At 71.6% G+C, this 22,792-nt stretch carries 28 protein-coding genes and 1 riboswitch; of the genes, 13 read left to right on the top strand and 15 right to left on the bottom strand.

The window, feature by feature from the left end; all coding sequences use genetic code 11:
- The first annotated feature begins 48 nt into the window (after nucleotides 1-48).
- A complete protein-coding gene (locus ACQP1N_RS05475) occupies nucleotides 49-1,524 on the top strand; it encodes a DHA2 family efflux MFS transporter permease subunit (protein WP_433229445.1) in 1,476 nt (491 codons plus the stop codon).
- Here the strand turns inward: ACQP1N_RS05475 and ACQP1N_RS05470 are convergent.
- From ACQP1N_RS05470 to ACQP1N_RS05455, 4 genes are read right to left on the bottom strand one after another with little or no spacing between them, the layout of a single operon-like run.
- A complete protein-coding gene (locus ACQP1N_RS05470; RefSeq protein ID WP_067796834.1) occupies nucleotides 1,481-2,389 on the bottom strand; it encodes a M56 family metallopeptidase in 909 nt (302 codons plus the stop codon). The two genes, ACQP1N_RS05475 and ACQP1N_RS05470, sit on opposite strands and share 44 nt — an antisense overlap.
- Nucleotides 2,386-2,769, bottom strand: a complete 384-nt coding sequence (locus ACQP1N_RS05465; protein WP_433229444.1) for a BlaI/MecI/CopY family transcriptional regulator — start codon at nucleotides 2,767-2,769, stop codon at nucleotides 2,386-2,388. Before ACQP1N_RS05465 ends, ACQP1N_RS05470 begins: the two co-directional genes overlap by 4 nt.
- 38 nt (nucleotides 2,770-2,807) lie before the next feature.
- Complete coding sequence (locus ACQP1N_RS05460; RefSeq protein WP_067796828.1) at nucleotides 2,808-3,467, bottom strand: response regulator; 660 nt, start codon at nucleotides 3,465-3,467, stop codon at nucleotides 2,808-2,810.
- Nucleotides 3,464-4,579, bottom strand: a complete 1,116-nt coding sequence (locus ACQP1N_RS05455) for a sensor histidine kinase (protein WP_433229442.1) — start codon at nucleotides 4,577-4,579, stop codon at nucleotides 3,464-3,466. The genes ACQP1N_RS05460 and ACQP1N_RS05455 overlap by 4 nt, the downstream gene beginning before the upstream one ends.
- Before the next feature lie 133 nt (nucleotides 4,580-4,712).
- Here ACQP1N_RS05455 and ACQP1N_RS05450 point away from each other — a divergent pair, with 133 nt between their 5' ends.
- Entirely contained in the window at nucleotides 4,713-5,900 is a 1,188-nt protein-coding gene (locus tag ACQP1N_RS05450; protein WP_433229440.1) for a glycosyltransferase 87 family protein, read from the top strand.
- Here ACQP1N_RS05450 and bluB read toward each other — a convergent pair.
- Complete coding sequence (bluB, locus tag ACQP1N_RS05445; RefSeq protein WP_433229438.1) at nucleotides 5,809-6,423, bottom strand: 5,6-dimethylbenzimidazole synthase; 615 nt, start codon at nucleotides 6,421-6,423, stop codon at nucleotides 5,809-5,811. The genes ACQP1N_RS05450 and bluB overlap by 92 nt on opposite strands.
- A 34-nt stretch (nucleotides 6,424-6,457) precedes the next feature.
- Nucleotides 6,458-6,651: riboswitch (cobalamin riboswitch) on the bottom strand.
- A 138-nt stretch (nucleotides 6,652-6,789) separates the two neighbouring features.
- Nucleotides 6,790-7,629, bottom strand: a complete 840-nt coding sequence (locus ACQP1N_RS05440; protein WP_067796943.1) for an SMP-30/gluconolactonase/LRE family protein — start codon at nucleotides 7,627-7,629, stop codon at nucleotides 6,790-6,792.
- A 185-nt stretch (nucleotides 7,630-7,814) separates the two neighbouring features.
- On the opposite strand from ACQP1N_RS05440, the gene ACQP1N_RS05435 reads away from it, so the two are divergent.
- The 4 genes from ACQP1N_RS05435 to ACQP1N_RS05420 are packed head-to-tail and all read left to right on the top strand — an operon-like array spanning nucleotide 7,815 to nucleotide 9,402.
- On the top strand, nucleotides 7,815-8,138 hold the full coding sequence (locus ACQP1N_RS05435) for a hypothetical protein (RefSeq protein WP_067796820.1): 324 nt from the start codon (nucleotides 7,815-7,817) through the stop codon (nucleotides 8,136-8,138).
- A 40-nt stretch (nucleotides 8,139-8,178) separates the two neighbouring features.
- Entirely contained in the window at nucleotides 8,179-8,418 is a 240-nt protein-coding gene (locus tag ACQP1N_RS05430) for a hypothetical protein (RefSeq protein ID WP_067796816.1), read from the top strand.
- The gene (locus ACQP1N_RS05425; RefSeq protein WP_067796812.1) at nucleotides 8,415-8,804 is read left to right on the top strand and encodes a hypothetical protein; all 390 of its coding nucleotides are present in this window, start codon (nucleotides 8,415-8,417) and stop codon (nucleotides 8,802-8,804) included. The genes ACQP1N_RS05430 and ACQP1N_RS05425 overlap by 4 nt, the downstream gene beginning before the upstream one ends.
- Before the next feature lie 40 nt (nucleotides 8,805-8,844).
- Nucleotides 8,845-9,402 carry a hypothetical protein gene (locus tag ACQP1N_RS05420; protein ID WP_067796809.1) on the top strand — a complete coding sequence of 186 codons (558 nt, stop codon included), beginning with the start codon at nucleotides 8,845-8,847 and terminating at the stop codon, nucleotides 9,400-9,402.
- 12 nt (nucleotides 9,403-9,414) lie between these two features.
- On the opposite strand, the gene ACQP1N_RS05415 is transcribed toward ACQP1N_RS05420, so the two are convergent.
- A complete protein-coding gene (locus ACQP1N_RS05415; RefSeq protein WP_433229436.1) occupies nucleotides 9,415-11,730 on the bottom strand; it encodes an MMPL family transporter in 2,316 nt (771 codons plus the stop codon).
- Nucleotides 11,731-11,801: 71 nt separating this feature from the next.
- Between ACQP1N_RS05415 and ACQP1N_RS05410 the strand changes: the two genes are divergently transcribed.
- Nucleotides 11,802-12,443 (top strand): TetR family transcriptional regulator, encoded by a 642-nt coding sequence (locus tag ACQP1N_RS05410; protein ID WP_067796804.1) that lies wholly within the window; start codon nucleotides 11,802-11,804, stop codon nucleotides 12,441-12,443.
- A 67-nt stretch (nucleotides 12,444-12,510) separates the two neighbouring features.
- On the opposite strand, the gene ACQP1N_RS05405 is transcribed toward ACQP1N_RS05410, so the two are convergent.
- From ACQP1N_RS05405 to ACQP1N_RS05385, 5 genes are all read right to left on the bottom strand, one after another.
- Nucleotides 12,511-13,245 carry an alanyl-tRNA editing protein gene (locus ACQP1N_RS05405; protein WP_433229434.1) on the bottom strand — a complete coding sequence of 245 codons (735 nt, stop codon included), beginning with the start codon at nucleotides 13,243-13,245 and terminating at the stop codon, nucleotides 12,511-12,513.
- Nucleotides 13,246-13,261: 16 nt separating this feature from the next.
- The gene (locus ACQP1N_RS05400; protein WP_433229432.1) at nucleotides 13,262-13,627 is read right to left on the bottom strand and encodes a DUF2516 family protein; all 366 of its coding nucleotides are present in this window, start codon (nucleotides 13,625-13,627) and stop codon (nucleotides 13,262-13,264) included.
- Between the two features lie 164 nt (nucleotides 13,628-13,791).
- On the bottom strand, nucleotides 13,792-14,223 hold the full coding sequence (locus tag ACQP1N_RS05395; protein WP_067796797.1) for a hypothetical protein: 432 nt from the start codon (nucleotides 14,221-14,223) through the stop codon (nucleotides 13,792-13,794).
- On the bottom strand, nucleotides 14,220-14,651 hold the full coding sequence (locus ACQP1N_RS05390; RefSeq protein WP_067796794.1) for a helix-turn-helix domain-containing protein: 432 nt from the start codon (nucleotides 14,649-14,651) through the stop codon (nucleotides 14,220-14,222). Before ACQP1N_RS05390 ends, ACQP1N_RS05395 begins: the two co-directional genes overlap by 4 nt.
- 168 nt (nucleotides 14,652-14,819) lie before the next feature.
- On the bottom strand, nucleotides 14,820-15,704 hold the full coding sequence (locus ACQP1N_RS05385; RefSeq protein WP_433229430.1) for a neutral zinc metallopeptidase: 885 nt from the start codon (nucleotides 15,702-15,704) through the stop codon (nucleotides 14,820-14,822).
- Between the two features lie 216 nt (nucleotides 15,705-15,920).
- On the opposite strand from ACQP1N_RS05385, the gene ACQP1N_RS05380 reads away from it, so the two are divergent.
- The 5 genes from ACQP1N_RS05380 to ACQP1N_RS05360 all read left to right on the top strand — a co-directional run bounded on the left by ACQP1N_RS05380 (nucleotide 15,921) and on the right by ACQP1N_RS05360 (nucleotide 20,000).
- Nucleotides 15,921-17,672: a DUF2207 domain-containing protein gene (locus tag ACQP1N_RS05380; protein WP_433229429.1), complete on the top strand. Its 1,752-nt coding sequence runs from the start codon at nucleotides 15,921-15,923 to the stop codon at nucleotides 17,670-17,672.
- A gap of 84 nt (nucleotides 17,673-17,756) precedes the next feature.
- On the top strand, nucleotides 17,757-18,152 hold the full coding sequence (locus ACQP1N_RS05375) for a hypothetical protein (protein ID WP_067796785.1): 396 nt from the start codon (nucleotides 17,757-17,759) through the stop codon (nucleotides 18,150-18,152).
- Between the two features lie 16 nt (nucleotides 18,153-18,168).
- Entirely contained in the window at nucleotides 18,169-18,321 is a 153-nt protein-coding gene (locus ACQP1N_RS05370) for a hypothetical protein (protein ID WP_157419172.1), read from the top strand.
- Entirely contained in the window at nucleotides 18,318-19,565 is a 1,248-nt protein-coding gene (locus ACQP1N_RS05365) for a CynX/NimT family MFS transporter (protein WP_433229427.1), read from the top strand. Before ACQP1N_RS05370 ends, ACQP1N_RS05365 begins: the two co-directional genes overlap by 4 nt.
- A 51-nt stretch (nucleotides 19,566-19,616) precedes the next feature.
- Nucleotides 19,617-20,000, top strand: coding sequence for a hypothetical protein (locus ACQP1N_RS05360; protein WP_131732339.1), 384 nt, complete (start codon nucleotides 19,617-19,619; stop codon nucleotides 19,998-20,000).
- Here ACQP1N_RS05360 and ACQP1N_RS05355 read toward each other — a convergent pair.
- Both ACQP1N_RS05355 and ACQP1N_RS05350 read right to left on the bottom strand, forming a co-directional pair.
- Nucleotides 19,978-20,955 carry an asparaginase gene (locus ACQP1N_RS05355; RefSeq protein ID WP_433229426.1) on the bottom strand — a complete coding sequence of 326 codons (978 nt, stop codon included), beginning with the start codon at nucleotides 20,953-20,955 and terminating at the stop codon, nucleotides 19,978-19,980. The two genes, ACQP1N_RS05360 and ACQP1N_RS05355, sit on opposite strands and share 23 nt — an antisense overlap.
- A gap of 17 nt (nucleotides 20,956-20,972) precedes the next feature.
- Nucleotides 20,973-21,800, bottom strand: coding sequence for a 3-keto-5-aminohexanoate cleavage protein (locus ACQP1N_RS05350; RefSeq protein WP_067793207.1), 828 nt, complete (start codon nucleotides 21,798-21,800; stop codon nucleotides 20,973-20,975).
- A 20-nt stretch (nucleotides 21,801-21,820) separates the two neighbouring features.
- Here ACQP1N_RS05350 and dtd point away from each other — a divergent pair, with 20 nt between their 5' ends.
- The gene (gene dtd, locus ACQP1N_RS05345) at nucleotides 21,821-22,246 is read left to right on the top strand and encodes a D-aminoacyl-tRNA deacylase (protein ID WP_067793364.1); all 426 of its coding nucleotides are present in this window, start codon (nucleotides 21,821-21,823) and stop codon (nucleotides 22,244-22,246) included.
- Here dtd and ACQP1N_RS05340 read toward each other — a convergent pair.
- Nucleotides 22,243-22,722, bottom strand: coding sequence for a hypothetical protein (locus ACQP1N_RS05340; protein ID WP_433229424.1), 480 nt, complete (start codon nucleotides 22,720-22,722; stop codon nucleotides 22,243-22,245). The two genes, dtd and ACQP1N_RS05340, sit on opposite strands and share 4 nt — an antisense overlap.
- Between the last annotated feature and the right edge of the window lie 70 nt (nucleotides 22,723-22,792).

Below are 22,792 nucleotides of genomic sequence, written 5' to 3'. Positions count from 1 at the left end.
GTCCGTCAAGGATCGTCTCCAACAAAACTATCTGTTACGGTCTCTCCTATGACACAGGAGATGACCTCACCCTCCCCACTGCGATCCCGCTGGGCGGCACTCGGCGTGCTGTCCACGGCGATGCTGATGACGATCCTGGACGGCAGCATCGTGACCGTCGCGGCCCCCGCCATCCAGGACGACCTCGGCTTCTCCCCCGCCGCCCTCAGCTGGGTGATGAACGCCTACCTGGTCCCGTTCGGCGGCCTGCTGCTCCTCGCCGGACGGCTCGGCGACCTCGTCGGCCGCAAAGCCCTGTTCCTCACCGGGAACACGGTGTTCACGGCCGCGTCCCTGCTGGCGGGCGCGGCCACCACGTCCGGCGTGCTGATCGCCGCCCGCCTCCTGCAGGGCGTCGGCAGCGCGCTGACCGCGGCGGTCGTGCTCGGCATCCTCGTGACGCTGTTCACCGACGCCCGCGAGCGGACGACGGCCCTCGGGATCTTCAGCTTCACCGGCGCGGCGGGCGCGTCCATCGGCCAGGTGCTCGGCGGCGTGCTCACCGACGCGCTGAGCTGGCACTGGATCTTCCTCATCAACGTGCCGATCGGCCTCGCCACGGTCGTGCTGGCCCTCCCGGCGCTGCCCCGCGACCGCGGCCTCGGCCTGGCCGCCGGCGCGGACGTCGCGGGCGCCCTGCTCGTCACCTCCGGGCTGATGCTCGGCATCTACACGATCGTCAAGGTCGAGGCCCACGGCTGGCTCTCGCCGCACACCCTGGGCCTCGGCGGGGTGTCGGCACTGCTGCTCGCCGGGTTCGCCGTCCGGCAGGCGCGGGCCGCGACACCGCTGATGCCGCTGCGGATCCTGCGCTCCCGCAACGTGGCCGGCGCCTACGCCGTCCAGCTCCTCACCCTGGCGGCGATGTTCGCGTTCCAGGTGATCGTCGCCCTCTACATGCAGCAGGTCCTCGGGTACGGCGCGCTGGACACCGGCCTTGCGATGCTCCCGGCGGCCGTGGCGATCGGCGCGGTGTCGCTGCTGGTGTCGGCGCGGCTGTCGAACCGGCTGGGTGAGCGGTCCGTGCTGATGATCGGGCTGGTGCTCCTGATCGCCGGGATGGGGTGGCTCACGACCATCCCGGTGGACGCCGACTACGTCACCGACCTGCTGCCGGTGTTCGTGCTGGCCGCCGGGGGCGGGCTGGTGCTGCCGTCGCTGACCGGGCTCGGCATGTCGAGCGCCCGGCCGCAGGACGCGGGGCTCGCGTCCGGGCTGTTCAACACCGTCCAGCAGGTGGGGATGGCCCTGGGCGTCGCGGTCCTGACCACGCTGGCCGCGTCCCGCACCGAAGCCCTCCGCGCGGACGGACGGGACACGGCGGCCGCCCTCGCCGGCGGCTACCACCTGGCGTTCGGCGTGTCGGCGGGCCTGCTGATCGCCGCGTTCGCGGTGTCGCTGCTCGTGCTGCGCCGCCCGGCCCCGGCCGCTCCGGCTCCGGCTAGTGCGGCAGGACGAGAAGAAGCAGCGGAAGCCCGGCGATGACCGGGATGGCGACGGCCGCGGCGAAGCGGAGCCTGCGGGACAGCGGCTGCGGCTCCAGCAGCCGGTTCACCCGCGCCATCACCGGGATGTCGCCGTGCGTCGCGACACCGAGCGTCCCGGACGGGGCGGCGGCCGGGCGGGCGGCGGCGAACCGCAGCAGCGCGGTCGCCAGCTCACGCGGCGGGCGGCCGTGCCTGGCCCGGTCGTCGGCGGCCATCTCGATCAGCAGCTCGACCGCGTCCAGGCACCGCCCGACCAGGTGGAACTGCGGGAACACCTGGCGCAGCGACGCGAACGGCAGCAGCACCAGGTCATGGCGCTCGCGGGCGTGGGCGCGCTCATGCGCGAGGACCGCGGCCAGTTCACCGCGGTCGAGCAGCTCTAGCGTCCCGGCGCTGACGACGACCTTGGAGGAGCGGACGCCCGGCACGCAGTACGCGGCGGCGCCGGGATGGTCGAGGACGAGCGTGCCGGGCATGGAGGAGTCGCTGCGCGACACCAGCGCGAGCAGCGCCCGGTGCCGCCGCCGGGCCCGGACGACCCGGACGATCGCGAACATCAGCATGACCAGCAGCACGGCCGCGAGGCCGATGGCGCCGAGCAGCGCCGTCACCTGCATGGCGTTGAGCCGGGCGCCCTGGTCGCCGTACAGGCCGGGCAGCCCGCCGAGGACGCCCTTGCGGTACGGGAGGAGAGCGAGCCCGAGCAGGGCGCCGATCGTGGCGACGCCCCAGCACAGGCCGATCGCCTGCCAGAGGGCGATCCCGATGCGCGGCATCCGCCACGTCCACCGGGCACGGGACAGGAGGTGCGCCCCGCCGACGGACCCGAGAGAGATCAATGCGAGCAGGGCGGTGCCGGTCATGCGGGTGGTTCCTTGCTCGTGAGGGCCGCGAGGGTTTCCCGGATCACGTCGATCTCGTCCCGCGAGACGGACCGGACGAAGTGCGCGAGCGCCGCGTCACGGTCGCCCGTCTCGTTCAGGGCGCCCAGCATCAGCTCGGTCACGTACATCTCGCGGCTCGCGACCGGGTGGTAGCGCCAGGCGCGGCCGTCGCGCTCGCGTGCGAGGAAGCCCTTCTTGGCGAGCCTGTCCAGCACGGTCATGACCGTGGTGTGCGCGAGGTCCCGGTCGCCGGCGAGCGCGCGGCTCACCTCACGAGCGGTCGCCGCCGGGTGACCGGCGTCCTCCCGCGCCCACAGAACCTCCATGACCGTGCGTTCAAGCTCTCCCAGACCCTTCACGCCCTCAAGGTTAACCGACCGAAATGGAGGTCACCACGTCAGGTAGTACTACCTCCTGTAGGGGGCGTGACCAGGCCCAGTTCGTAGGCGAGGATAACGAGCTGGACGCGGTCGCGGGCGCCGAGCTTGGTGAGCAGCCGGGCCACGTGCGCCTTGGCGGTGGCGACGCTGATGTAAAGCTCTTCGGCGATCTCCCGGTTGTTCAGGCCGCGCCCCACCAGGGTCAGGACCTCGCGTTCACGGTCGGTGACGCCGCCCACCGGTCTGGCTTCGGGCCGTGGTGCCGGGCGGGCGGCGAACTCCTCGATCAGCCGTCTGGTGACGCCGGGCGCGATCAGGGCGTCTCCGCCCGCGACGACGCGGATCGCCGCGAGGATCTCCTCCAGCGCCATGTCCTTGACGAGGAATCCGCTGGCGCCCGCCCTGAGCGAGCCGTAGACGTAGTCGTCATCGTCGAACGTGGTCAGCATGATGACGCGGGCGGTGGTGATGCGCCGGGTGGCCTCTATACCGTCCATGTCGGGCATGCGGATGTCCATCACGACCACGTCGGGCCGGACGTCCTCAACCAGCGCGACCGCTTCGGCGCCCGTCCCGGCCTCGCCGACGATCTCCAGGTCGGGGGTGTCGGCGATGAGGACGCGCAGCCCGGCGCGGATCAGCGGCTGGTCGTCGGCGAGGACGACGCGGACCGTCATCGTCCCGCCAGCGGGATGCGCGCCGCCACCCCGAACCCGCCGCCGGGACGCGGCCCGGCGGTGAACTCGCCGCCGAGCAGCCCGACCCGCTCCCGCATCCCGACGATGCCGTACCCGACGCCGACCACCCCGCCATGCCCGTCGTCCGCGACCTCTAGGAGGAGTTCCCGGTCCCGGTAGTCGACGGTCACCTGGCAGTGGTCGATGTCCGCGTGCCGGACGACGTTCGTGACCGCCTCCTGCACGATCCGGTATGCGGACAGGTCGATGTCCGGCGGCAGGGGCCTCGGCTCACCTTCGATATGGACGTCCACGCGAACCCCGGCGTCGTTCGTCGCCTCGGCGAGCCGGTCCAGATCGTCCAGGCCGGGCATGGGCCCCAGGGGCGCCTTGCCCGGGTCGTCCTTGCGGAGCGCGGTGACCATCCTGCGCAACCCGGACAGGGTGTCGCGGCTGGTGGCCTCGATCGCGGCCAGCGCGTTACGGGCCTCCGCCGGCTGGGTCTCGATCACCCGTCCGCCCACCCCGGCCTGGATGGCGATGATCCCGATGCTGTGGGCGACCATGTCGTGCAGTTCCCGCGCTATCCGGAGCCGCTCCTCGGCGATCGCCTGCTCGTGCAGCGCCCGGGCGTGCAGGCGGCGCACCCGGACGCTGTTCCCCACCATCCACGAGACGGCCAACGCCAGGACGATCGTGATGAAGAAGGAGACGTCCGGGATGTACATCCAGGTGAGGAAGACCAGCACCGCGGCCGCCTGCACCAGGCCGGCGATAACGGCGACGGTGATCGAGACCCGGCGCGGATACCCGGCCGCGATGCGGCCGACGGCGAGATCGGTGAAGACCAGTTGCAGGCCGCCGATCGCCAGGTTGGGCATCACGGCCAAGGGAGCGGTCCACGTGAGGAGCAGGACCGCGAAGGCCGGCAGCGGATTGCGCCGCAGCAGCGTCATGACGAGCACCGTCAGCACGACCACCGCAAGGAATTCCACGTCGAGGAGCCCGTTCGGCAACCCGACGTAGACGACGACCGGGTAGAGGGCGGCCCCGCCCCAGGTGAGGACCCTCCACGAGACGTGGCGTACCCGGCTCAGCGGTTGCGCGACCATGCGGCGAGCGTAACCACCCTCCCCCGCCGGCACATTGGCCCAGAGGCGTAATTCTCCGGGCTACAAGCGGCCGTCAGGAATGTGGCCGGCGGTCCGATGACCGTTGAGCGTGGCGCCCGACACCGTTATCCGCATGAAGCGCTGGGTGTCATTGGTTCTGGCTCTCGAAATCCTTGGAATCGTTCTTTTCTCCATTATCTACGACTCGCTGGATTTCCATATCTACTGGCTGGGCGGGCACGCCGTAACAGATGACGCGAGGCTCTACGAGGAGCAGCTCGCCGACCACTGGTTCACCAACACGCCTTTCATGGCCGCGTTGTTCACTCCGCTGTCCGCGTTGCCGCTCCGACCGGCCCGGATGCTGTGGCAACTGGCCTCGCTGGCGGCCTTCGCATGGGCCTGCCGGACGACGCTGAAACTCACGGGCCGCCGCGCTTCCCCGGCCGCCGTCGTGGCGGCGGGGCTGCTCCTCGAACCGATCTGGCACTCGTTCTTCCTCGGCCAGGTCAACCTGTTCCTGCTCGCCCTCGTCCTCGCGGACATGCACCGCGTCGCCCTCGGCCGTCCCGCCGGAATCGGCATCGGCATCGCGACCGCGATCAAGCTGACCCCGGCCGTCTTCGTCGTCCTGCTCCTGGTGACGCGGCGGACGAGGGACGCTTTCACGGCGACCGCGACCTTCGCCGTCTGCACCCTGCTCGCCTGCTTCATCGCCCCGGACGCGTCCCGCCTCTATTGGCTGCGCACGTTCTACGACACGTCACGCGTGGGCGTCCCGTACATCAGCAACCAATCCCCGTACGGCGCGCTGACCCGCATATTGCGGGGGACGGGCGAGGTGGGCGACTGGTACACCGCCATTCCGCTGACCATCGGCGTCTTCGGCCTCACGGTCGCCGCCCTATGGGCAAGGCGAGGCGACTGGCTGAGCGCGACAGCCGTCACAGGCGCGACCGGCCTGCTGGTCTCCCCCATCTCCTGGGCGCACCACTGGGCATGGATCGTCCCGGCACTGGCGGTCCTGATCCGCAACAACAACCGGAAGACCGCCCTGGCCGGCTACATCCTGTTCGCACTGTCTCCGCTGTGGTGGACGCCCCATAACGGCCACCCGCTCGAATACGGCTTCCACATCCTGCTGACCCCCGTCGCGAACTGCTACCTGCTGGCCGGCGTGTTCTTCCTCGTCCACATGGCCGTCCGCCTTCGGAACACCCCGTACGTTCTCACCAGCGGTCGTGGTGGACGGCTGCGTCCAGCGGACGGCGCCGGCGCCAGCCGTGCCGTTCGAGATCCGGAGCGGATTGGAGACGGGTGACCGGGCCGAGGCAGAGCCAGGCGACCGGACGGATGGCCTCGGGAATGCCGAGCAGGTCGCGCAGGTACGGTTCCCGATAGAACGACACCCACCCGACGCCGAGGTTCTCCACGGTGGCGGCGAGCCACAGATTCTGGATGGCCAGGCAGACCGAGTACAGCCCCGCGTCGGCGATCGCGTGCCTGCCCAGGACCGCCGGGCCGCCGCGTTCGGGATCGTAGGTGACCACGATCGACAGGCTGGACTCCAGAATCCCGTCGATCTTGATCCGCGCGAAGCGTTCGGCGGCGGCGCCCGTCAGGGTGGCGGCGAAGGCGGCGCGTTCCGACTGGACGTGGTCGTAGAACGCGCGCCGGGCGGCGGGATCGCCCACGAGGATGAAATCCCATGGCTGCGACAGCCCGACACTGGGCGCGGCGTGCGCGGCCTCCAGGACCCGGTCGAGGACGTCCGGCGGGATCGGCGCGCCGGTGAATTCGGCGCGCACGTCACGGCGGCGGTGGATGGCGTCATAGACGTTCACGGCAGGCTCCCGCTGCATCGGGCCGCCGTGAACGGCGGCCGTTCGGAGCGAGGCCGGTCTTCGGACTTCCGGATCGACGCTCGACCACCCGCCTTCCCGGCCGGACGGCCAGTGGCTGCGCGAACGCGCCTGGGTGGCAGCTCCCCGGTCACCGCGGCGGGCCCGTGCCGGAATTCCACCGGCTTCCCGATTCTCCCCACATGGGGCACCCCGCGTCAGTTCATGCCACCCGCGACTCTACCGCCCCGCTGATCTTCGAACACCACGGCGGTCACCGTCCCCGACGACCACGAGCGAGCCGAGCATCCGCCGGCATACGTGATCGGCCGTTCGGGCGCGTGGGCTCGTCATCGGTGGCGGGTGTCCTTACCGCCGGCCGGCGCCCGGGACGTCCACTTCGGTGGCGAGGATCCGGCCGGAGCCGGGTGCGACCGGTTCGGTCTCGGTCATGCCGCGCCATTCGGCGGCGGTGATGAACAGCGTCCTGCCGTCCGGGCCGCCCAGCGCGCAGGCGAAGCCGCCGCGGTCCAGGTGGACGGTTTGCAGGATCTCGCCGCCCTCCGCGACGCGCACGCAGCGCCGGTTGGGGACGTCGGCGTACCAGACCGCGTCCTCCGCGTCCACGCAGATGCCGTCCGGGGCGGCGGCCTCCCCCAGATCGGCCCAGACCCGGCGGCCCGACAGCCCGCCGTCCGCGTCGATGTCGAAGGCCACGAGATTGTGGCGGTAGGAGTCCGCGACGATCAGTGTGGACTTGTCGGGCGTCACCGCCATTCCGTTGGGGAACGCGATGTCGTCCGCCACCTGGCGTACCGAGCCGTCCGCGACCAGAGAGACGGACCCGGGCTTGGACACTTCACCGGACATCGGGTCGAAGCCGACGGCGTTGACGTAGAGGCCGCCGCGGCCGTCGGCGACGACGTCGTTCCAGCCGGATGGGCCGAGTTCGGCGTGGGCGACCAGGGTTCCATCGGGGTCGCGGCGCAGCAGCCGCCCGTCCGCCGACGAGACGATCATGAGCCGGTCGTCGAGCCATGCCGTGCACAGCGGCAGCGACCTCACCCGCGCGACCACTTCGGCGGCACCGTCCAGGCCGACGGCGACGACCTCGCCCGCGGACCAGTCGGAGAAGTACAGCCGGTCCCCGTGCCAGCGCGGCGACTCGACCAGTCCCCGGCCGTCCAGCAGCGTTCTGACCTCGCCCATCGTCATCACCACCCGTCTCGGACGCCGGCCCGGTGCCGGCCGTCCCATCCTCCATACGAACGGCGACCGGCTGGATCGACGGAAACCGGGCCGCAAAGCGGAGTGCCGCTTTCTGAGTACCTCGAATCGGGGAGGTACGGGCCATACTCGAACTCGCGATCCTCGGCTTCCTGGCCGAACGTGACATGCACGCCTACGAGCTGCGGCGGCTCACCGCGCCGGACGACCTGGAGATCTCCGACCGCAACCGGCACTTCGTCCTGCTGGCCTTCCCGCATCTGCTGCCGTCGGCCGAGGGCCGGTCCGCGGTCCTCCAGCGGCGCCTCGACTTCCTCGACGACCCGCAACGCGGATTCTTCGCCGGAGACGGCCGGGCGCTCCGCCATGACGAGCTCGCATCGCCGTTCCAGGCGGGCATCCAGCACATCGCCCGGGTGACGTCCACCGCCGAGCGGGACTGGCCGGCCCGGACGCTCGCGACCCTCCGTCCCGGAGCCTCCCCCACCTGAATACACACTGGAGGGCGGTCGAGTGTGTATCGTGTGGCCCATGGCGAGACTCAACATCACGCTCCCTGACGAGCTTGCCGCCACGTTGCAGGGGCTCGCCGAGGACAAGAAGATCGCCTCGGTGTCCGGGTTCCTCGCGGACGGGGCGCGCCTCAAGCTGGCCTACCTGCGGGACGCCTCCACGATCGACGACCTGTTCGGCCCGCCGAGCCCCGACGAGCAGGCGATGGTGAACCGTCTCGTCGAACGCGGCACGCCGGACCGCAGGGACGTCGCGTGATCACCGGTCACGTCTTCGACGCGACCGCCCTCCTGGACCTCGCCACCGGCAAGACCATCTATGTCCGTGCCCGGCTCCGCGCGTCCATCGCGCAGCACGCGACCATCGTCATCCCCGCCACCGCGCTCGCCCGCGCGTGGCAGATCGTCCCGGACCACGGCCGCACCGTCCTGGAGCGGCTGCCCGGCATGCAGGTCGTGCACGTGGACGACCTCGACCACGTGATCGCGCAGCAGACCGGCCTCCTCGTCACCACGATCCCCAACCTGGGGATCGACGCGGCGCAGGCCGCGTGGTCCGCCCGCTGGCGGCGCTGGCCGCTGATCACCGCCGATCCCGACGTCTACGAGGCCGTCCCCGGCGTCCGGGTCGAGCAGATCCCGTAAAAGCGCCGTTTACGCGGCCGGCTCGGGGTACCAGAGACAGATGCCGACAAGTGACGACCGCGGATTGCTGCGCATCTATCTGAACGACCATCTGACCGGGGCGGCCGGCGGGGTGGAACTGGCCCGCCGGGTCGCGCGGGCGCACCGCGACTCCGGCGACGCCGAGCGCCTGAGACGGCTGGCGGACGACATCGCCGCCGACCGCGGGGCCCTGCTGGCGATCATGCGGTCGCTGGAGCTGCCGGTCAACCGGGCCAAGAGCCTGGTGGCATGGGGAGCCGAGAAGGCGGGCCGGCTGAAGCTCAACGGCCGGCTGCTCAGCCGCTCGCCCCTGAGTGATCTCGTGGAAGTGGAAATGCTGCGCCTGGCCGTCGAGGGCAAGGCCGCCGGGTGGCGCACCCTGCTCGCCCTCGCCGACCAGGAACCGGGGCTGGACGCCGGCCGGCTGCGCACTCTGCTGGAGCGCGCGGATGCGCAGGTCGCGGTCCTGGAAGAAATACGCATGAAGACCGTCGACACGGTGTTCCGCGAGACGGCGACCGGCCGGTCCGCCACGGTCCGGCGCGAGCACGCCGAGGCTCACGACGTCGACCGGTGAGCCCTCTCGCGGTCAGCTCGTCAGCTCCAGTTCCAGTTGTTCGCTGACCGGTTCCGGAGGCGGCGGGGGCGCGACCGGGCGGCCGCGGCCCGGCCACCACCAGTTGGCGTGGCCCAGCAGGCTCATCAGGGCCGGGACGAGGACGAGCCGGACGATCGTGGCGTCCATCGCGACGGCGACCGCGAGGCCGAGCGCCATCATCTTCACCGTCGGGTCCGGCTGCGGGACGAAGCTCGCGAACACGAAGATCATGATGAGCGCGGCGGAGGTGATGAGCCGCGCGGTGGCCCCGATACCGGTCACCACGGACTCGTGCGGGTCCCCCGTCCGCTCGTACTCCTCCTTGATCCGGGAGAGCAGGAAGACCTCGTAGTCCATGGACAGCCCGAAGATCAGGGCGAACATGAACAGCGGGATGAACGACATGATCGGGATGGCCTGGTCGACGCCGAACAGCTCGACGCCCCAGCCCCACTGGAAGACGGCGGTGACGACGCCGAACGAGGCGCCGATCGACAGCAGGTTCATCAGCGCGGCCTTCACCGGGACGACCACCGACCGGAACGCGATCACGAGCAGCAGCAGGGCGACGCCCACGACCGCCACGACGACGGTGAGCATCCGGTCGCCGACCGTGGTGGCCAGGTCGATGATCGCGGGGTTCTCGCCGCCCAGGTAGATCTCGGTGCCCGGGTGCGCGTCGCGGACCGCGCGGATCTCCACGTCCCGCAGGTGGTGGACGAGGTCGGTGGTCGACTGCGCGTGCGGGGCGTCGCGGGGGACGACCTGCAGGACCGCCGTCTTCCCGGTCACCACCGGTTCGCCGACGAAAACGACGCCGGGCGCCTCGGACAGGCGCTGCTGCAATTGCCGGCCGATGAGGATCGCGTCCTTGTCGGGCTTCTTGTCCGGGTCCGGTGCGCCTTTGGGGCGGGCGGGCCGGGGAGACGGGCTGGGCGCGGCCACGGCGGCGGGCCCCGTCAGGCCCGACAGCCCTTCCTGGCCGTCCACCGTCGGCACCACCCGCTTCGGCTTGACGCGCTTCTCCTCGCCGGGCACTTTCGCGACGACGACGAACGGGCTGTAGTGACCGGCGCCGAACTCGCGGGCGACGATGTCGTAGGCCTGCCGCGCCTCCATCTTCGGGGACGACATGCTGTCCGCCATCACGCCGAACCGCAGGCTGAGCGTCGGAACGGACAGCGCCAGCAGGACGAGCGTGGCGACGATCGCGTAAGGCCAGGCGTGCCGGTCCACATGGCGCCCCCACGCCGTCCAGCGATGCGAACTCCGGTCGGGGCGGACGCGCGGCAGCCGGTACCGGTCGATGCGGTGCCCGAGCGCGCCGAGAACGGCGGGCAGCAGCGTCAGCGCGGCCACGACCATGATCGCGACGGCCAGCGCGGTGGCGATTCCGATGCGTCCGATGAACTCGATCCCGGACAGGAACAGCCCGCAGATCGCGAACACGACGGTGCCGCCCGCGAAGACCACGGCGTGCCCCGAATGCGCCATGGCCCGGCCGACCGCGGTCTCGACGTCGTCGCCCTCGGCGAGCTGCTGCCGGTAGCGGGTGACGATGAACAGCGCGTAGTCGATTCCGGCGCCGATGCCGAGCATGGCGGCGACCATCGGCGCGGTCGGCGCGATCTGGAACAGCGACGCCGAGAAATGGATCAGCGAATAGGCGACGGCCATCCCGCACAGCGACACCAGGATCGGGATGCCCGCCGCGAGGAACGACCCGAACGCCAGCAGCAGCACCACCAGCGCCAGGATGATCCCGACGCCCTCCTGCGGCCCGCCCTTCGGCTGGTTGAGGATCATCGCGACGATGCCGCCGAACTTCACCTCCAGCCCGGCCATCCGGGCCGGCTCGACGGCCCGGTTCAGCGCGTCGAGGTCGGCGGGGCCGACATCGCTCATCGTCCCGGTGAAGTTGAGCCGGACGACGACCGCGTTGTCGTCCTTCAACCCGCCCATGCCCGGGGCATAGGGGTTCTCGACGAACGCGACCCGCTTCAGCTTGGCGATGTTCTCGATCGACTGGCCGATCGTGAGCGCGACCCGCCAGTCCGCCGGGCCGGCCTGCGGCGTCTCGTGGAAGACCACGGTCGCGGTGGGCCCGGTCATCGCCGGGAAGTCCTGGCCGAGCGCGTCGATGGCGCGCTGCGTCTCGGTGCCGGGCAGCGTGCTCTGCTGGACGAACATGCCCCCGTGCATGATGCCGAGGACCCCCGCGCCCAGCATGACGGCGACCCACAGTTCGAAGACCGTGCGCCGCCTCCGCACGCAGAGACGCCCCAGTGCGTCCAGAAATCGCGCCATGGTCGCAGAGAACACCTATCGCTGCATATTTGCAATAGATGCAACTTTGCAGACATGGTAACGTCCGTCACATGGACGACGAGGCGGAGCGGCCGGAGGTGCCGACGGGCCTGCGGGAACGCAAGAAGCGGCGCACCCGGCAGGCCATCGCGACCGCCGCGCTCCGCCTGTTCGCCGAGCGCGGCTACGAGGAGACGACGATCGCCGACATCGCCGCCGCCGCGGACGTGTCGCCCCGCACGTTCTTCAGCTACTTCCCGTCCAAGGAGGACGTGGTCTTCGCCGAGATCGACGACCGGCTCGCCGAGGTCGCCGAGCGGCTGCGCCGCACCCCCGGCGAGACGCCGATGGAGACGATCCGGCGCAGCATCGTGGACGTCCTCAACGCGGTCGTGGCGGAGCACCGCGAGTACGGGGCCGTGCAGGTCGCGCTCGTCCTGGAACGTCCCGGCCTGCGGGCCCGCGCGCTCCAGCGGATGACGGGCGCCCAGGAAGCGATCGAAGCGCTGCTACGCGACCTCTGCCCCGACATTTCGGAGATCGACGCCGTGGCCGCGTCCGGCATAGCGATCGGCGGCATGCAGGCGGTCGTCGCGCACTGCCGCCGCGAGGGCTACGACCCTCTCTCGATGCGGACGGCCCTCGACCGCGCCGTGGACATCGTCGAACACGGCCTCGTCTCCGTGGACGCCCTGTCCCGCCCGTCCCCCTAGACCGCCCGTCCCTGGACCGCCGGGCACCGGCACGGCGGAGGCGCCCGCCGCGCCGGTGCCCGGTCCGCTAGTCGCTGATCTTGATGCGGAGGCGGCGGAAGCCGCGGCCCTTGTTCTCGACCTTGGCGACCGTGATGCGGCCGATCTGCTTGGTGGAGCCCACGTGGGTGCCGCCGTCGGCCTGGGTGTCGAGGCCGACGATGTCGACGATGCGGACGTCCTGCACCTCGGGCGGCACCAGGTTCGTCGCGGTCCGGATGATGTCGGGGATCTCGAACGCCTCGGCGCGCGGCAGGGTCTTGACGTCGATGCGGCGGTCGGCCTCGACCTCGGCGTTGCAGGCGTCCTCGACGGCCTGCTTGAAGCCGGGCGGGACCTCGCGCAGGTCGAAGTCCATGCGGGCGGTCAGCGGCTCCATGTTCCCGCCGGTGACGAGGCAGCCGTAGTCGCGGAACACCACCCCGCACAGCAGGTGCAGGCCGGAATGGGTGCGCATGAGGGCGGTGCGGCGCTCGTCCTCCACCGCGCCCCGGACGACGGTGCCGGCGGGCGGCAGCGGGTCGCCCTCAACGGGGATGAGCACCAGGTCGTCGCCCTTGCGAACGCCGCCGATGCGGGTCTGCACACCCTGCCAGAGCAGGACGCCGTGGTCCGGGGGCTGGCCGCCGCCGCCCGGGTAGAAGGCCGACCGGTCGAGGACGATGCCGTCCGGTCCGGCGTCGAGGACGACGGCCTCCCATTCCCGCAGTGCCTGGTCGCCCAGTTCCAGCCGGGTGGTGCGTCCGAGGGTCTCCGTGCTCATGACCTCACACTAGGGGTCACCAGGGGCCGTAGGGTCCCGATCGGGAGCCGCCGCGCCCGCCGTTGTTCTTCTTGTACGGACCGACGGCCGGACGGACGTCCGCCAGATAGACGGCCGCGGCGATGAACGCGGCGACCGGGAGGATGCCGAGCAGCAGCGCGATGGGGCTGGCGCCGAGCGCGACCGGCGCGACCGCGTAGGCGCCGCCGACGACGGTGGCGACGATCAAGATGATCATCCAGAGCTTCTTGCTCTGCTTGCCGGCGGCCGAGTACGCGCCGACGGGCACGGTCAGCGAGTCGATCAGCGCCCACGCCTCCATCGCGAACGCGATGATCAGCAGCAGCCAGAAGAAGTAGTCCAGCACGTTGAAGCCCGACATCGGCGATCAGCGCTCCTGCTCGTCTCGGACGGCGACCCCTTGTCGCTCACACGGCGTCTTGCTGCCCCAACCCTATGCGCACCGTCCGCCTGGGCAGCCTGTTGGAACAGACGAAGGAGCCCGGCCGGGTGTTCCCGGCCGAGCTCCTTCGGCGGCCCACGGCGTCACTTCTTGGCGGTGGTCCGGGTCTGCCGCCGCGCGGTCGCGGTCGCGGTCGTGGACGTGGTCCTCTTGCGCGGCTGCGGGGTGCGGGTCCTCGTGGCCGGCTTGGACTCGGTGTCGGTGATCTCGGCGATCTCGACGGCCTGCCGGTTGACGACCTTCTTGCCGCGCTCGGCGAGCTCGTCGATGAACTCGACGGCACGGGTGCCGAAGTGCGTGGCGTAGGCGACGGCCGCGCCCGGCAGGTCCTTGGCGTCCACGCGCTCCTGGTACCGGGTGACCTCGCCCCGGTAGCGCTGCACGGTCTCGCGGACCTGCTCGCGGTAGCGGTCCACCTGCCCGGGGACCTCACGGAGCTTCTCCACCGCGAAGTCGCCCGCGCCGGCCACGGCGTAGACGGCCTTGTTCTCTCGGAGGTTGTTGGCCAGCGTCATCCGACCTCATCCTTTCCGTTCTGTTCGTGTGGCGCTTGCGGTTCTGCGCCGGCTGCGCCGGCGGGCTCGGTGGCGAGCACGCCGGTGGCCTCGTTCTCCTTGAGGAACGACGCGTAGATGTCGAGCAGGACCTGCTTCTGCCGTTCGGTGAGCAGGAGGTCGGCCCGGACCGCGGCCTGGACGTCGGTGTCGGCCTCGCGATCCTCAAGGATGCCCGCCTGCACGTACAGCGCCTCGGCGGAGATCCGCAGCCCCTTGGCGATCTGCTGCAGGATCTCGGCGCTCGGCTTGCGCAGGCCGCGCTCGATCTGGCTCAGGTACGGATTGGAGATCCCCGAGACGTCCGCGAGCTGGCGCAGCGAGATCTTCGCGCGCGTCCGCTGTTCCCGGATGTACTCCCCGATGGAGCCGACCTTCGAACTTGCCATACCTCCACACTGCGTCATGATGCTTGCAATTGCAAGCAGGCCAGCTAGCACTTCGCGGTGAGTCGCCTCACATGCTGGAAAGGTCGAAAAAGCCCGGCACCGTCCGGGTGGACGGCGCCGGGCCGCAGGTCACGAAGACGGGTGCTCAGCCGCGAGTTCGCGCAGCGCTCAGCTCACCTTGGCAGGCGGCGCGATCCAGGTGTTGCAGACGGTGAGGTCGCGTCCGTCGAAGCCGGCGACCACCCAACCCGCGTAGTGGTTGCCCGAGCCGTGGTCGCGCTCGTCCGGCGGCTTGCGGTCCTCGCCGCGGCCCCGGACGTCCACGACCATCGCGACGTACTGCTCGCGCGTCATCGGCAGCGTGGCGCGTTCCGAGCCGAGGAACGCGCCGGCGAAGCACTGCGCCTGCAGTTCGATGCGGCGGCTCGCGGCGTTGCGCGTCGCGGTGTCGCCGGTCTCGATCTGCCGGTCCCCGTAGAGGAGGATTCCGGCGCGGTCCTGGACGTGGTGCCCGTACTCGTGCGCGATCACCCGTGCGTACACGGCGTAGTGGGACAGCGGCTCGCCGCCCGAGGTCTCCACGACGTGCCGGAGCCCGACGTACATCGTGTTGTTCGCCGGGCAGTAGAACGCGGAGGCGCCGGGCGCCGGGTAGCTGCCGCACGGGCTGCGTCCGGGCTCGGTCCAGAACACCCGGTCGGGCTTGTCGAACGCGATCCCGGCCTTCCTGAACTGCTGCGTCCACGCCTGGTCGAGGCAGTCGCTCAGCGTGTCCATGAAGCCGCGCATCGACTCGGTGGACGGCAGGATGCCCGGCAGCCGGCAGCTCACCGAGGTCAGCGGGCCCGTCTTGTACAGCCTGTTGTTGGTGGCCTTCTCCTTCGGCGACACCGCGGCGCCGCCGGACGAGGTGGGCGTCCGCGTGCCGCCGGCCGCGGTCTGCATCCCGCCGAGCGCGGAGAACCCCAGGATGGCGAGGACGACGAGCGCGGTCAGCCCGCCGAAGATGCCCGCGATCGTCCCGCCGGCGCTGCGCCTCGGCGGTGGCCGCATCGGGACATACCGGTACTGCGGCTGCCCGTAGGCAGGGGGCCCGTAACCCGCCCCGCGCGGGGGCGGGGCCCCATAGGGCGGCCCTCCGTACGGGGGACCACCGTGGGGAGGCCCGCCGTAGGGCGGTGCCGGAGGCCGCGGCGGAGGAGGCGGCGGGGGGTAATGACCTGCCATAGCGCAGAATCATCGCACGCGTTGCCGATACTATTTGCGGCCATGTCTGCTCTTGCGGCGTTGTTCCGGTTCCGGCCGGTTGCCCTGACGATGTCGGCCGCGGTGTCGGCCGTGGCCCTGCTGCCGGTGACGGCCACCCCTTCCGCGGCGTCGGCGGGGACCGCCGCGGCGGAGCGGGTTCTCAAGGACGAGGTCGTCCTCACCGCGGGTCAAGGCGGTACGACCAAGGTGAAGGAGACGATCGTCTACCGGTTCGCCGGGCACAGGGGCTTCGAGCGGACGTTCCCCACCCGCAGCCACGAGAGCCTGTCCGAGGACCGCGTCTACAAGCTCACGAACCTGCGCGCGTCCAGCCCGGACGGCGGGCCGACACAGGTCGCCGCGTCCAGCGGGGGCACCAGGACGACCGTGAAGGTGACCGGCGCCAAGAACCTGACCGGTGACCGCACGGTCGTGCTGGAGTACGACCTGCGCGGCGCGATCACCCAGATGGGGGCGTCGGAGGAGCTGCGCTGGCCGGTGGTCGGCGGCTGGAAGGTCCCGGTGGACGAGGCGAAGGCGACCGTGGACGCCGGTGCGATGATCCGCAGCGTCAACTGCTTCACCGGCCCGATCGGCAGCATGATCGGCTGCACCCAGTACTACACGAACCACACGCACACGCAGGGCGTCTACGCCCAGCAGGGGATGCTGCCGGGCGAGTACCTGACCGTCGTCGCGGGCCTGCCCGCCGGCACGACCGGGGGCCGCGCGATCTACGAGCGCCGCCACACGGTCGCGACCGCGTTCTCCGTCAACGCCGTCACCGGGGCCGCGCTCGCCGGCCTGCTGGTGCTGCTGGTCGGCGGCGTCGCCGTCCTCTACCTGCTGCGCGGGCGGGACGCCCGGGTCGTCGGCAAGAAGGCAGCCGAGGGCGACCAGGCGCCGATCGCCGGGGCGGAGTTCGAGCCGCCGGACGGGGTGCGGCCCGGCCAGATCGGCACGCTGATCGACGAGCAGGCCGACGTGATCGACGTGACCGCGACGATCGTCGACCTCGCCGTGCGCGGCTACCTGCTGATCGAGGAGGAGGACAGGGCCGTCACCGGCCGCCTGGACTGGACGCTGCGCCGCCTCGACCGCCCGCAGACCGACCTGCTCCCCTACGAGCGGATCCTGCTGGACGCGCTGCTCACCGCCCCGGACGGCACCGGCCGCGACGCGGTCAAGCTGTCGGAGCTCGGCGGAACGTTCGCGACGAAGCTGGCGCAGGTCAGGTCCGCGATGTACGACGACGTGGTGAAGCAGGGCTGGTTCGCGCGGCGTCCCGACACCGTCCGGTCCCGCTGGACGGTCACGGGCATCCTGGTGACGGTGCTCGGCATCGCCGCGACGGTCGCGCTCGCCCTCACCACCGAGTGGGCGCTCGCCGGCCTCGCATTGATCATCGCGGGCGCGGCACTGGCCTACGGCGGGCAGTACATGCCGGCGAAGACCGCGCGCGGCGCCACCGTCCTCGCGCACACGATCGGTTTCCGCGCGTTCCTGGAGCGCGGCGCCATCCCGGACGGCGACACCGTCGCCTCCCGCCAGCGGATCGCGCTGTTCTCCCGTTTCCTGCCGTACGCGGTCATATTCGACACCGTCCCGAAGTGGGCGGAGACGGTGAAGGACGCGGGCGAGCGGGCCGAGGGCGCCGACAACCTCTACTGGTACGAGGGCCCGGCCGAATGGGACCTGTCCAAGTTCGCTGAGTCGATGCGGACGTTCACGCTGGCCACGTCGGGGTCCATCTCCCAGTCGCGCGGCATGTGACCGGCGCCGCGCGGTCGCCGGCGCGGTCGCCGGGCGGTTAACGGCGCGGCACCGGGTAGGGCTGGGGCGAGGAGGTGTCGCCTCATGCTCGCCAGCTCCACCCGCCTCGGGGACGCCTATTTCATGGCCATCGGCCCGGCCCTCATCTTCCTGGCCGTCGTCTTCTGGGTCGTGGTCACGTTGACGGCGTCCCGCAGGCGCCCGCGCGGCCGGATGCCGAGGGGCGGCCTCCCGAACCGCGGGCCCGTCCAGGGCGGCATCATCAAGGGCAGCCCGTCCCAGCGGTCGCGCCGCGACCCGGCGCCCTCGGTGACGCATCGCGAGGTCACGGCACGCGTGGAGTACGGACGCGCCGGTGAGCAGGCCGTCCGCGAGAAGGAGCGCGAGGAGGAGGCCGAGGCGCGCAGGGCGGCCGAGGTGGCCGCGGGAGCGACCGGGAGACCGCGGAGACGCCTGTTCGGCCTCCGTAAGCCCCGCTGACGCATCTGACACGGCGGTGCGGGAGACGAACCGGGCGCTGTCGCACGCCGGGGTGCTGAGGATGCGGCTCGCCTACGATGTCCGGGTGGCCCGCCTCGCGGCGCGGCGGCGCACGGACACAGGCCCGGCGCGGCCGGAGGAGGCGCCCGGTGAGGAGGACGCGCGGTGACCGCACGGCGTGCCGGGGTGGCCGGCTCGCTGCTGATGATCGTCCTGGTGGCGGTCAACCTGCGGCCGGCGGTCGCGGCGGTCGGGCCGCTGCTGACCGAGATCAGCGACGCGTTCGACCTGTCCGGGACGGCGGCGGGCGCGCTGACCACGCTTCCGCTCGCCTTCTTCGGCTCCTACGGGCTCGTCGCGGCGTTCCTGCCGCGCGCCCCCCGCGGCGAGACACTGCTGGTCGGCGCGATGGCGCTGCTCGTGGCCGGGCTGGCGCTGCGGCTGCTGGACGGCCCGGTCACGCTGTTCGCCGGGTCGCTGGTCGCCGGCATCGCGATCAGCATCGGCAACATCGCGATGCCCTCGATCATCAAGCGGGACCATCCGGCCAGGATCACCACGGTGACGGCCGTCTACACGGTCGCGGTGACGGGCGGGGCGGCCCTGTCGTCCGGGGTCGCCGTACCGGTCGAGCACCTCTTCGGCGCGACGTGGCGGCTGCCGCTCGGCCTGCTCACGATTCCGGCGGCGCTCGCCGGGCTGCTGTGGGTGCCGCGGGCTCGGCGCGCGGCGCACGCGGCCCGGTCGGCGCCGCCCCCGGCGGTCCCGCGCGGTGTCGCGGCGCTGGTGTGGCGCTCGGGGCCGGCCTGGCACGTGACGGTGTTCATGGGGTTGCAGTCGCTGCTGGCCTACGTCGTCCTCGGCTGGCTGCCGACGATCTGCCAGGCCCGCGGGATGGCCGAGGCGCCCGCCGGCTATGTGCTGTCCCTGACGGCGGCAATGCAGGCGGCCGGGGCGCTGGCCGTCCCGGTGATCGCCCGGCGGACCCGCGACCAGCGCCCCCTGGTGATCGCCACGGTCGCGCTGACCATGGCGGGGTTCGCCGGGGTCACCTGGGCGCCGATCGGGACGGTGTGGGCCTGGGCCGCCGTCCTCGGCTTCGGTCAGGGCCTCGGCTTCGCCGGCGCGTTGTCGTTCATCGGGCTCCGCGCCCACGACGCGCACGTCGCGGCGCAACTGTCCGGGATGGCGCAGGGCATCGGCTACGTCATCGCGGCGCTGGGCCCGCTCGCCCTCGGCGCGCTGCACGACGCCACCGGCGGGTGGAACGTTCCGATGACCGGGGTGCTGCTCGTCTGCGCCGCCATGCTGATCCCCGGGACGGCGGCGGGACGCCTCCGCACGGTGGGCGCACCCGCTACCCCGTCCCTTAAAGGGATTAACTCGGAAATCAGCGGACACACCCCTCATTGACCCCTGTGCGGGGTCGAGTCCTCATCGGGAGGTGGACCGACAATGCTCGCCATGATCTCGGCGAACACCGCTCCCACCGGAGCGCTCGTCTACGCGTGGATCATCCCCGTCCTGGCGACCGTCGGGCTGCTCGCCTGGCTGTACGCGACCCGCGCGGCCTCGTCCCGGAAGGTGCACCCGGACCGCCGCAACGACCAGGACAACCACCGGGGCATGGAACAGGGCGGCCTGTACACCTACCGGCCGGGAATGTTCTCCCACAGCTATCCCCCGGCCAGGGAGAGCCAGTGGAGGGAGTTCCGCAAGGACAATCCCCAGCCGGGCCGTGAGCCGAAGAAGCCGTGGCCGGACGGCATCCTGTACGAGCAGACGGTCTTCAAGGAGGAGTTCGAGAACCTCAAGAAGGGGAACCTCAAGGAGACCGGGAAGCGCTAGGCGCGAACACGCCGGGTGCGGGACGGACGGCACCGACGACGCCGTCACCACCCCGCACCTGGACGACCGACAGGGCGTCCAGCTCCGCGCCGTCGTGGACGCCGAGCGCCCGCAGCAGCGCCACGGTCACGGGCGTCCGCGCCCGCATCGCCCCATCGTCGATCTTGACGGCACCGGCGCGGCCGTCGGCGAACGCGAACGCGTCCACGCCCTCGGCGCCGCACTTGACGAGCAGGCCGGGCACCGCGTCCATGAGCCGCCGCTCCTCGCGCCGGGTGCCCGACGTCCACTGCGGATGCGTGCGCATCGCGTCCGCGACACGCCGCTCCGGCGTACCGGGGGCGGCCAGGACGAGCGCCCGGAACGCGCGGGCGACCCCGGCCGTGGACACCGCGAACAGCGGCGCCCCGCACCCGTCCACCCCGACCGCCGTGACCGCCTCACCGGCCAGTTCCTCGACGGCGCTCCGGATGGCGAGCTGCAAGGGATGCCCGGGGTCCAGGTATGTGTCCGCCGGCCATCCGGCCGCCACGCACGTGGCGAGCATCGCCGCGTGCTTGCCGGAGCAGTTCATCCGCATCCGCGAGGGCCCGCCGCCCGCCCGCGCGACCTCCTGCTGCGCCTCGGGGTCGATCGGCCAGCCGGCCGGGCAGCGCAGGTCGCCGGCCACGAGCCCGGCACCCGCGAGGATCTTCTCGGTTCCCTCGACGTGGAAGTCCTCCCCCGAATGGCTGCCCGCGGCCAGCGCGAGCAGCTCGTCGTCCAGGTCGAGCCCGGACCGGAGCATCGCGACCGCCTGCATCGGCTTGTTCGCCGACCGCGGGAAGATCACCGCCTCCGGCTCCCCCGCCCGCACGGTGACGCCCCCGTCCGCGGCGATCCCGATCGCCGCCCCACGGTGCCGGGACTCCACGAACCCGGACCGTTCCACCTCCACCAGCACAGGATTGATCATGCCCGCATCCTCCCCGGTCAGCGGGGCTTGATGCCTAGCAGGGTGCGGGCCTCCGCAGAAGGCATGGGCGGACGCTGCGCCAGGTGCGCGGCCTGCACGGCGCGCTCCACCAGCTGGACGTTCGCCGTCACCGGACGGCCCTTCGCCAGGGTGAGCGTGTCCTCCATGCCCACGCGCAGATGGCCGCCGGCCGACAGGGCCGCGAACAGGACGGGCAGGGACGTCCGGCCCACGCCCGTCGCCGACCATGTGGCCCCGTCCGGCAGCGCCTCCACGGCGGCGACGAGCGTCCGGGCGTCGCCCGGCATACCGCCCGGCACGCCCATCACCAGGTCGCAGTGGACGTGGCCGCCGTAGGGAAGGCCGTGCTTGTCCAGCAGCCGGTTCAGCGCGGCCACCTGGCCCAGATCGAACAGCTCGAACTCTGGGACGACCTCAAGTTCCTGGGTGCGCTGGTAGAGCTCCACCATGAACGGCCACGGGTTCATGAAGACGTCGTCGCCGAAGTTGACCGTCCCGCAGGTGAGCGAGCACATGTCGGGTTCGGCGTCCAGGACGCGCAACCGGTCCTCGTACGGGTCGGTGACCGCACCGCCCGTGGACAACTGGACGATCAGTCCCGTGCTCTCCCGCAGCGCCGCCACCGTGTCCCGCAGCCGGGACGGGTCGAGCGTGGGCCGCGCGTCGTCGTCGCGGATGTGCACGTGGATCACGGCCGCGCCGGCCGCCTCGCACTCCTTGGCCGTCTGGACCAGTTCATCCAGGGTGACGGGCAGGGCCGGGACGTCCGCCTTGGCGGACTCCGCGCCCGTGGGCGCCACCGTGATGAGCGTCGTTGCTCCCATAAGCGGCAGAATGCATGGTCATGCGTGCAGTAGTCCAGAGGGTGAGCCAGGCCGGCGTGTCCGTGGCGGGACGTGTCGTGGGCGAGATCGAGGGGCCGGGGCTCCTGGTTCTCGTGGGCGTGACACACGACGACGGCCCGGAAAAGGCCCGCAGGCTGGCCGCGAAGCTGTGGGGGCTGCGCATCCTGGAGGACGAGAAGTCGTGCTCGGACGTGAACGCGCCGCTCCTCGTCGTGAGCCAATTCACTCTCTACGGGGACGCCCGCAAGGGCCGCCGCCCGTCGTGGACGGCCGCCGCGCCCGGGGACGTCGCCGAGCCCCTCGTGGACGCCGTCGTCCGCGAGTTGCGCGCCCTCGGCGCCAAGGTCGAGACGGGCGAGTTCGGTGCGGACATGAAGGTCGCGCTCGTCAACGACGGCCCGATCACGCTGATCGTCGAGGTCTAGCGGAATCCGTGCACGAGGCCGGCCAGGACGGCGATCGTCCCGGCGGCGGCGAGAAGGATCAGGAGCCGGTCGGGCAGGGCGAGGCGCCCGCGGACGTCCGGGGGAACGGCGCCGGTCTCGTTCTCGTCCCGCGGAGGCCGCTTCCGGAAGGGGGCGCGGAGACCGGCGAGCCGCCACAGCGCGTCGTTCCTGAGCCGCTGATGGCCGGGGCCGCAGGCGAACAGCCGTCCCCTGGTGCGTTCGGTGCAGCCGGCGCCCCGCCGTGTCGACACCCGGCACACGGTCGGGACGAACGCGAACTGGTAGAAGCACCAGCCGAGCAGGACGAGCAGCGCGACCCGCCACGAGTGCAGCCACCAGGCGACCCCGCCCAGCGCCGCGAACAGGGCCCACCACACCAGCGCGGACTCCCGGCGCGGGCGGCGCCGGGTCCCCCTCCTGGCCGCCCTGTCCCGCTTCCCAAGGTTCGCGACCATAGGTAGGATTCCACCTTCCCCGGGCGGCGGCCGTCATAAATCGTCTATGTCCGACGATATTCGCCCAGAG

This window comes from Actinomadura formosensis, assembly GCF_050948385.1.
GTDB classification, from domain to species: Bacteria; Actinomycetota; Actinomycetes; order Streptosporangiales; family Streptosporangiaceae; genus Spirillospora; species Spirillospora formosensis.
This window is presented reverse-complemented; position numbering and strand designations above follow the sequence as displayed.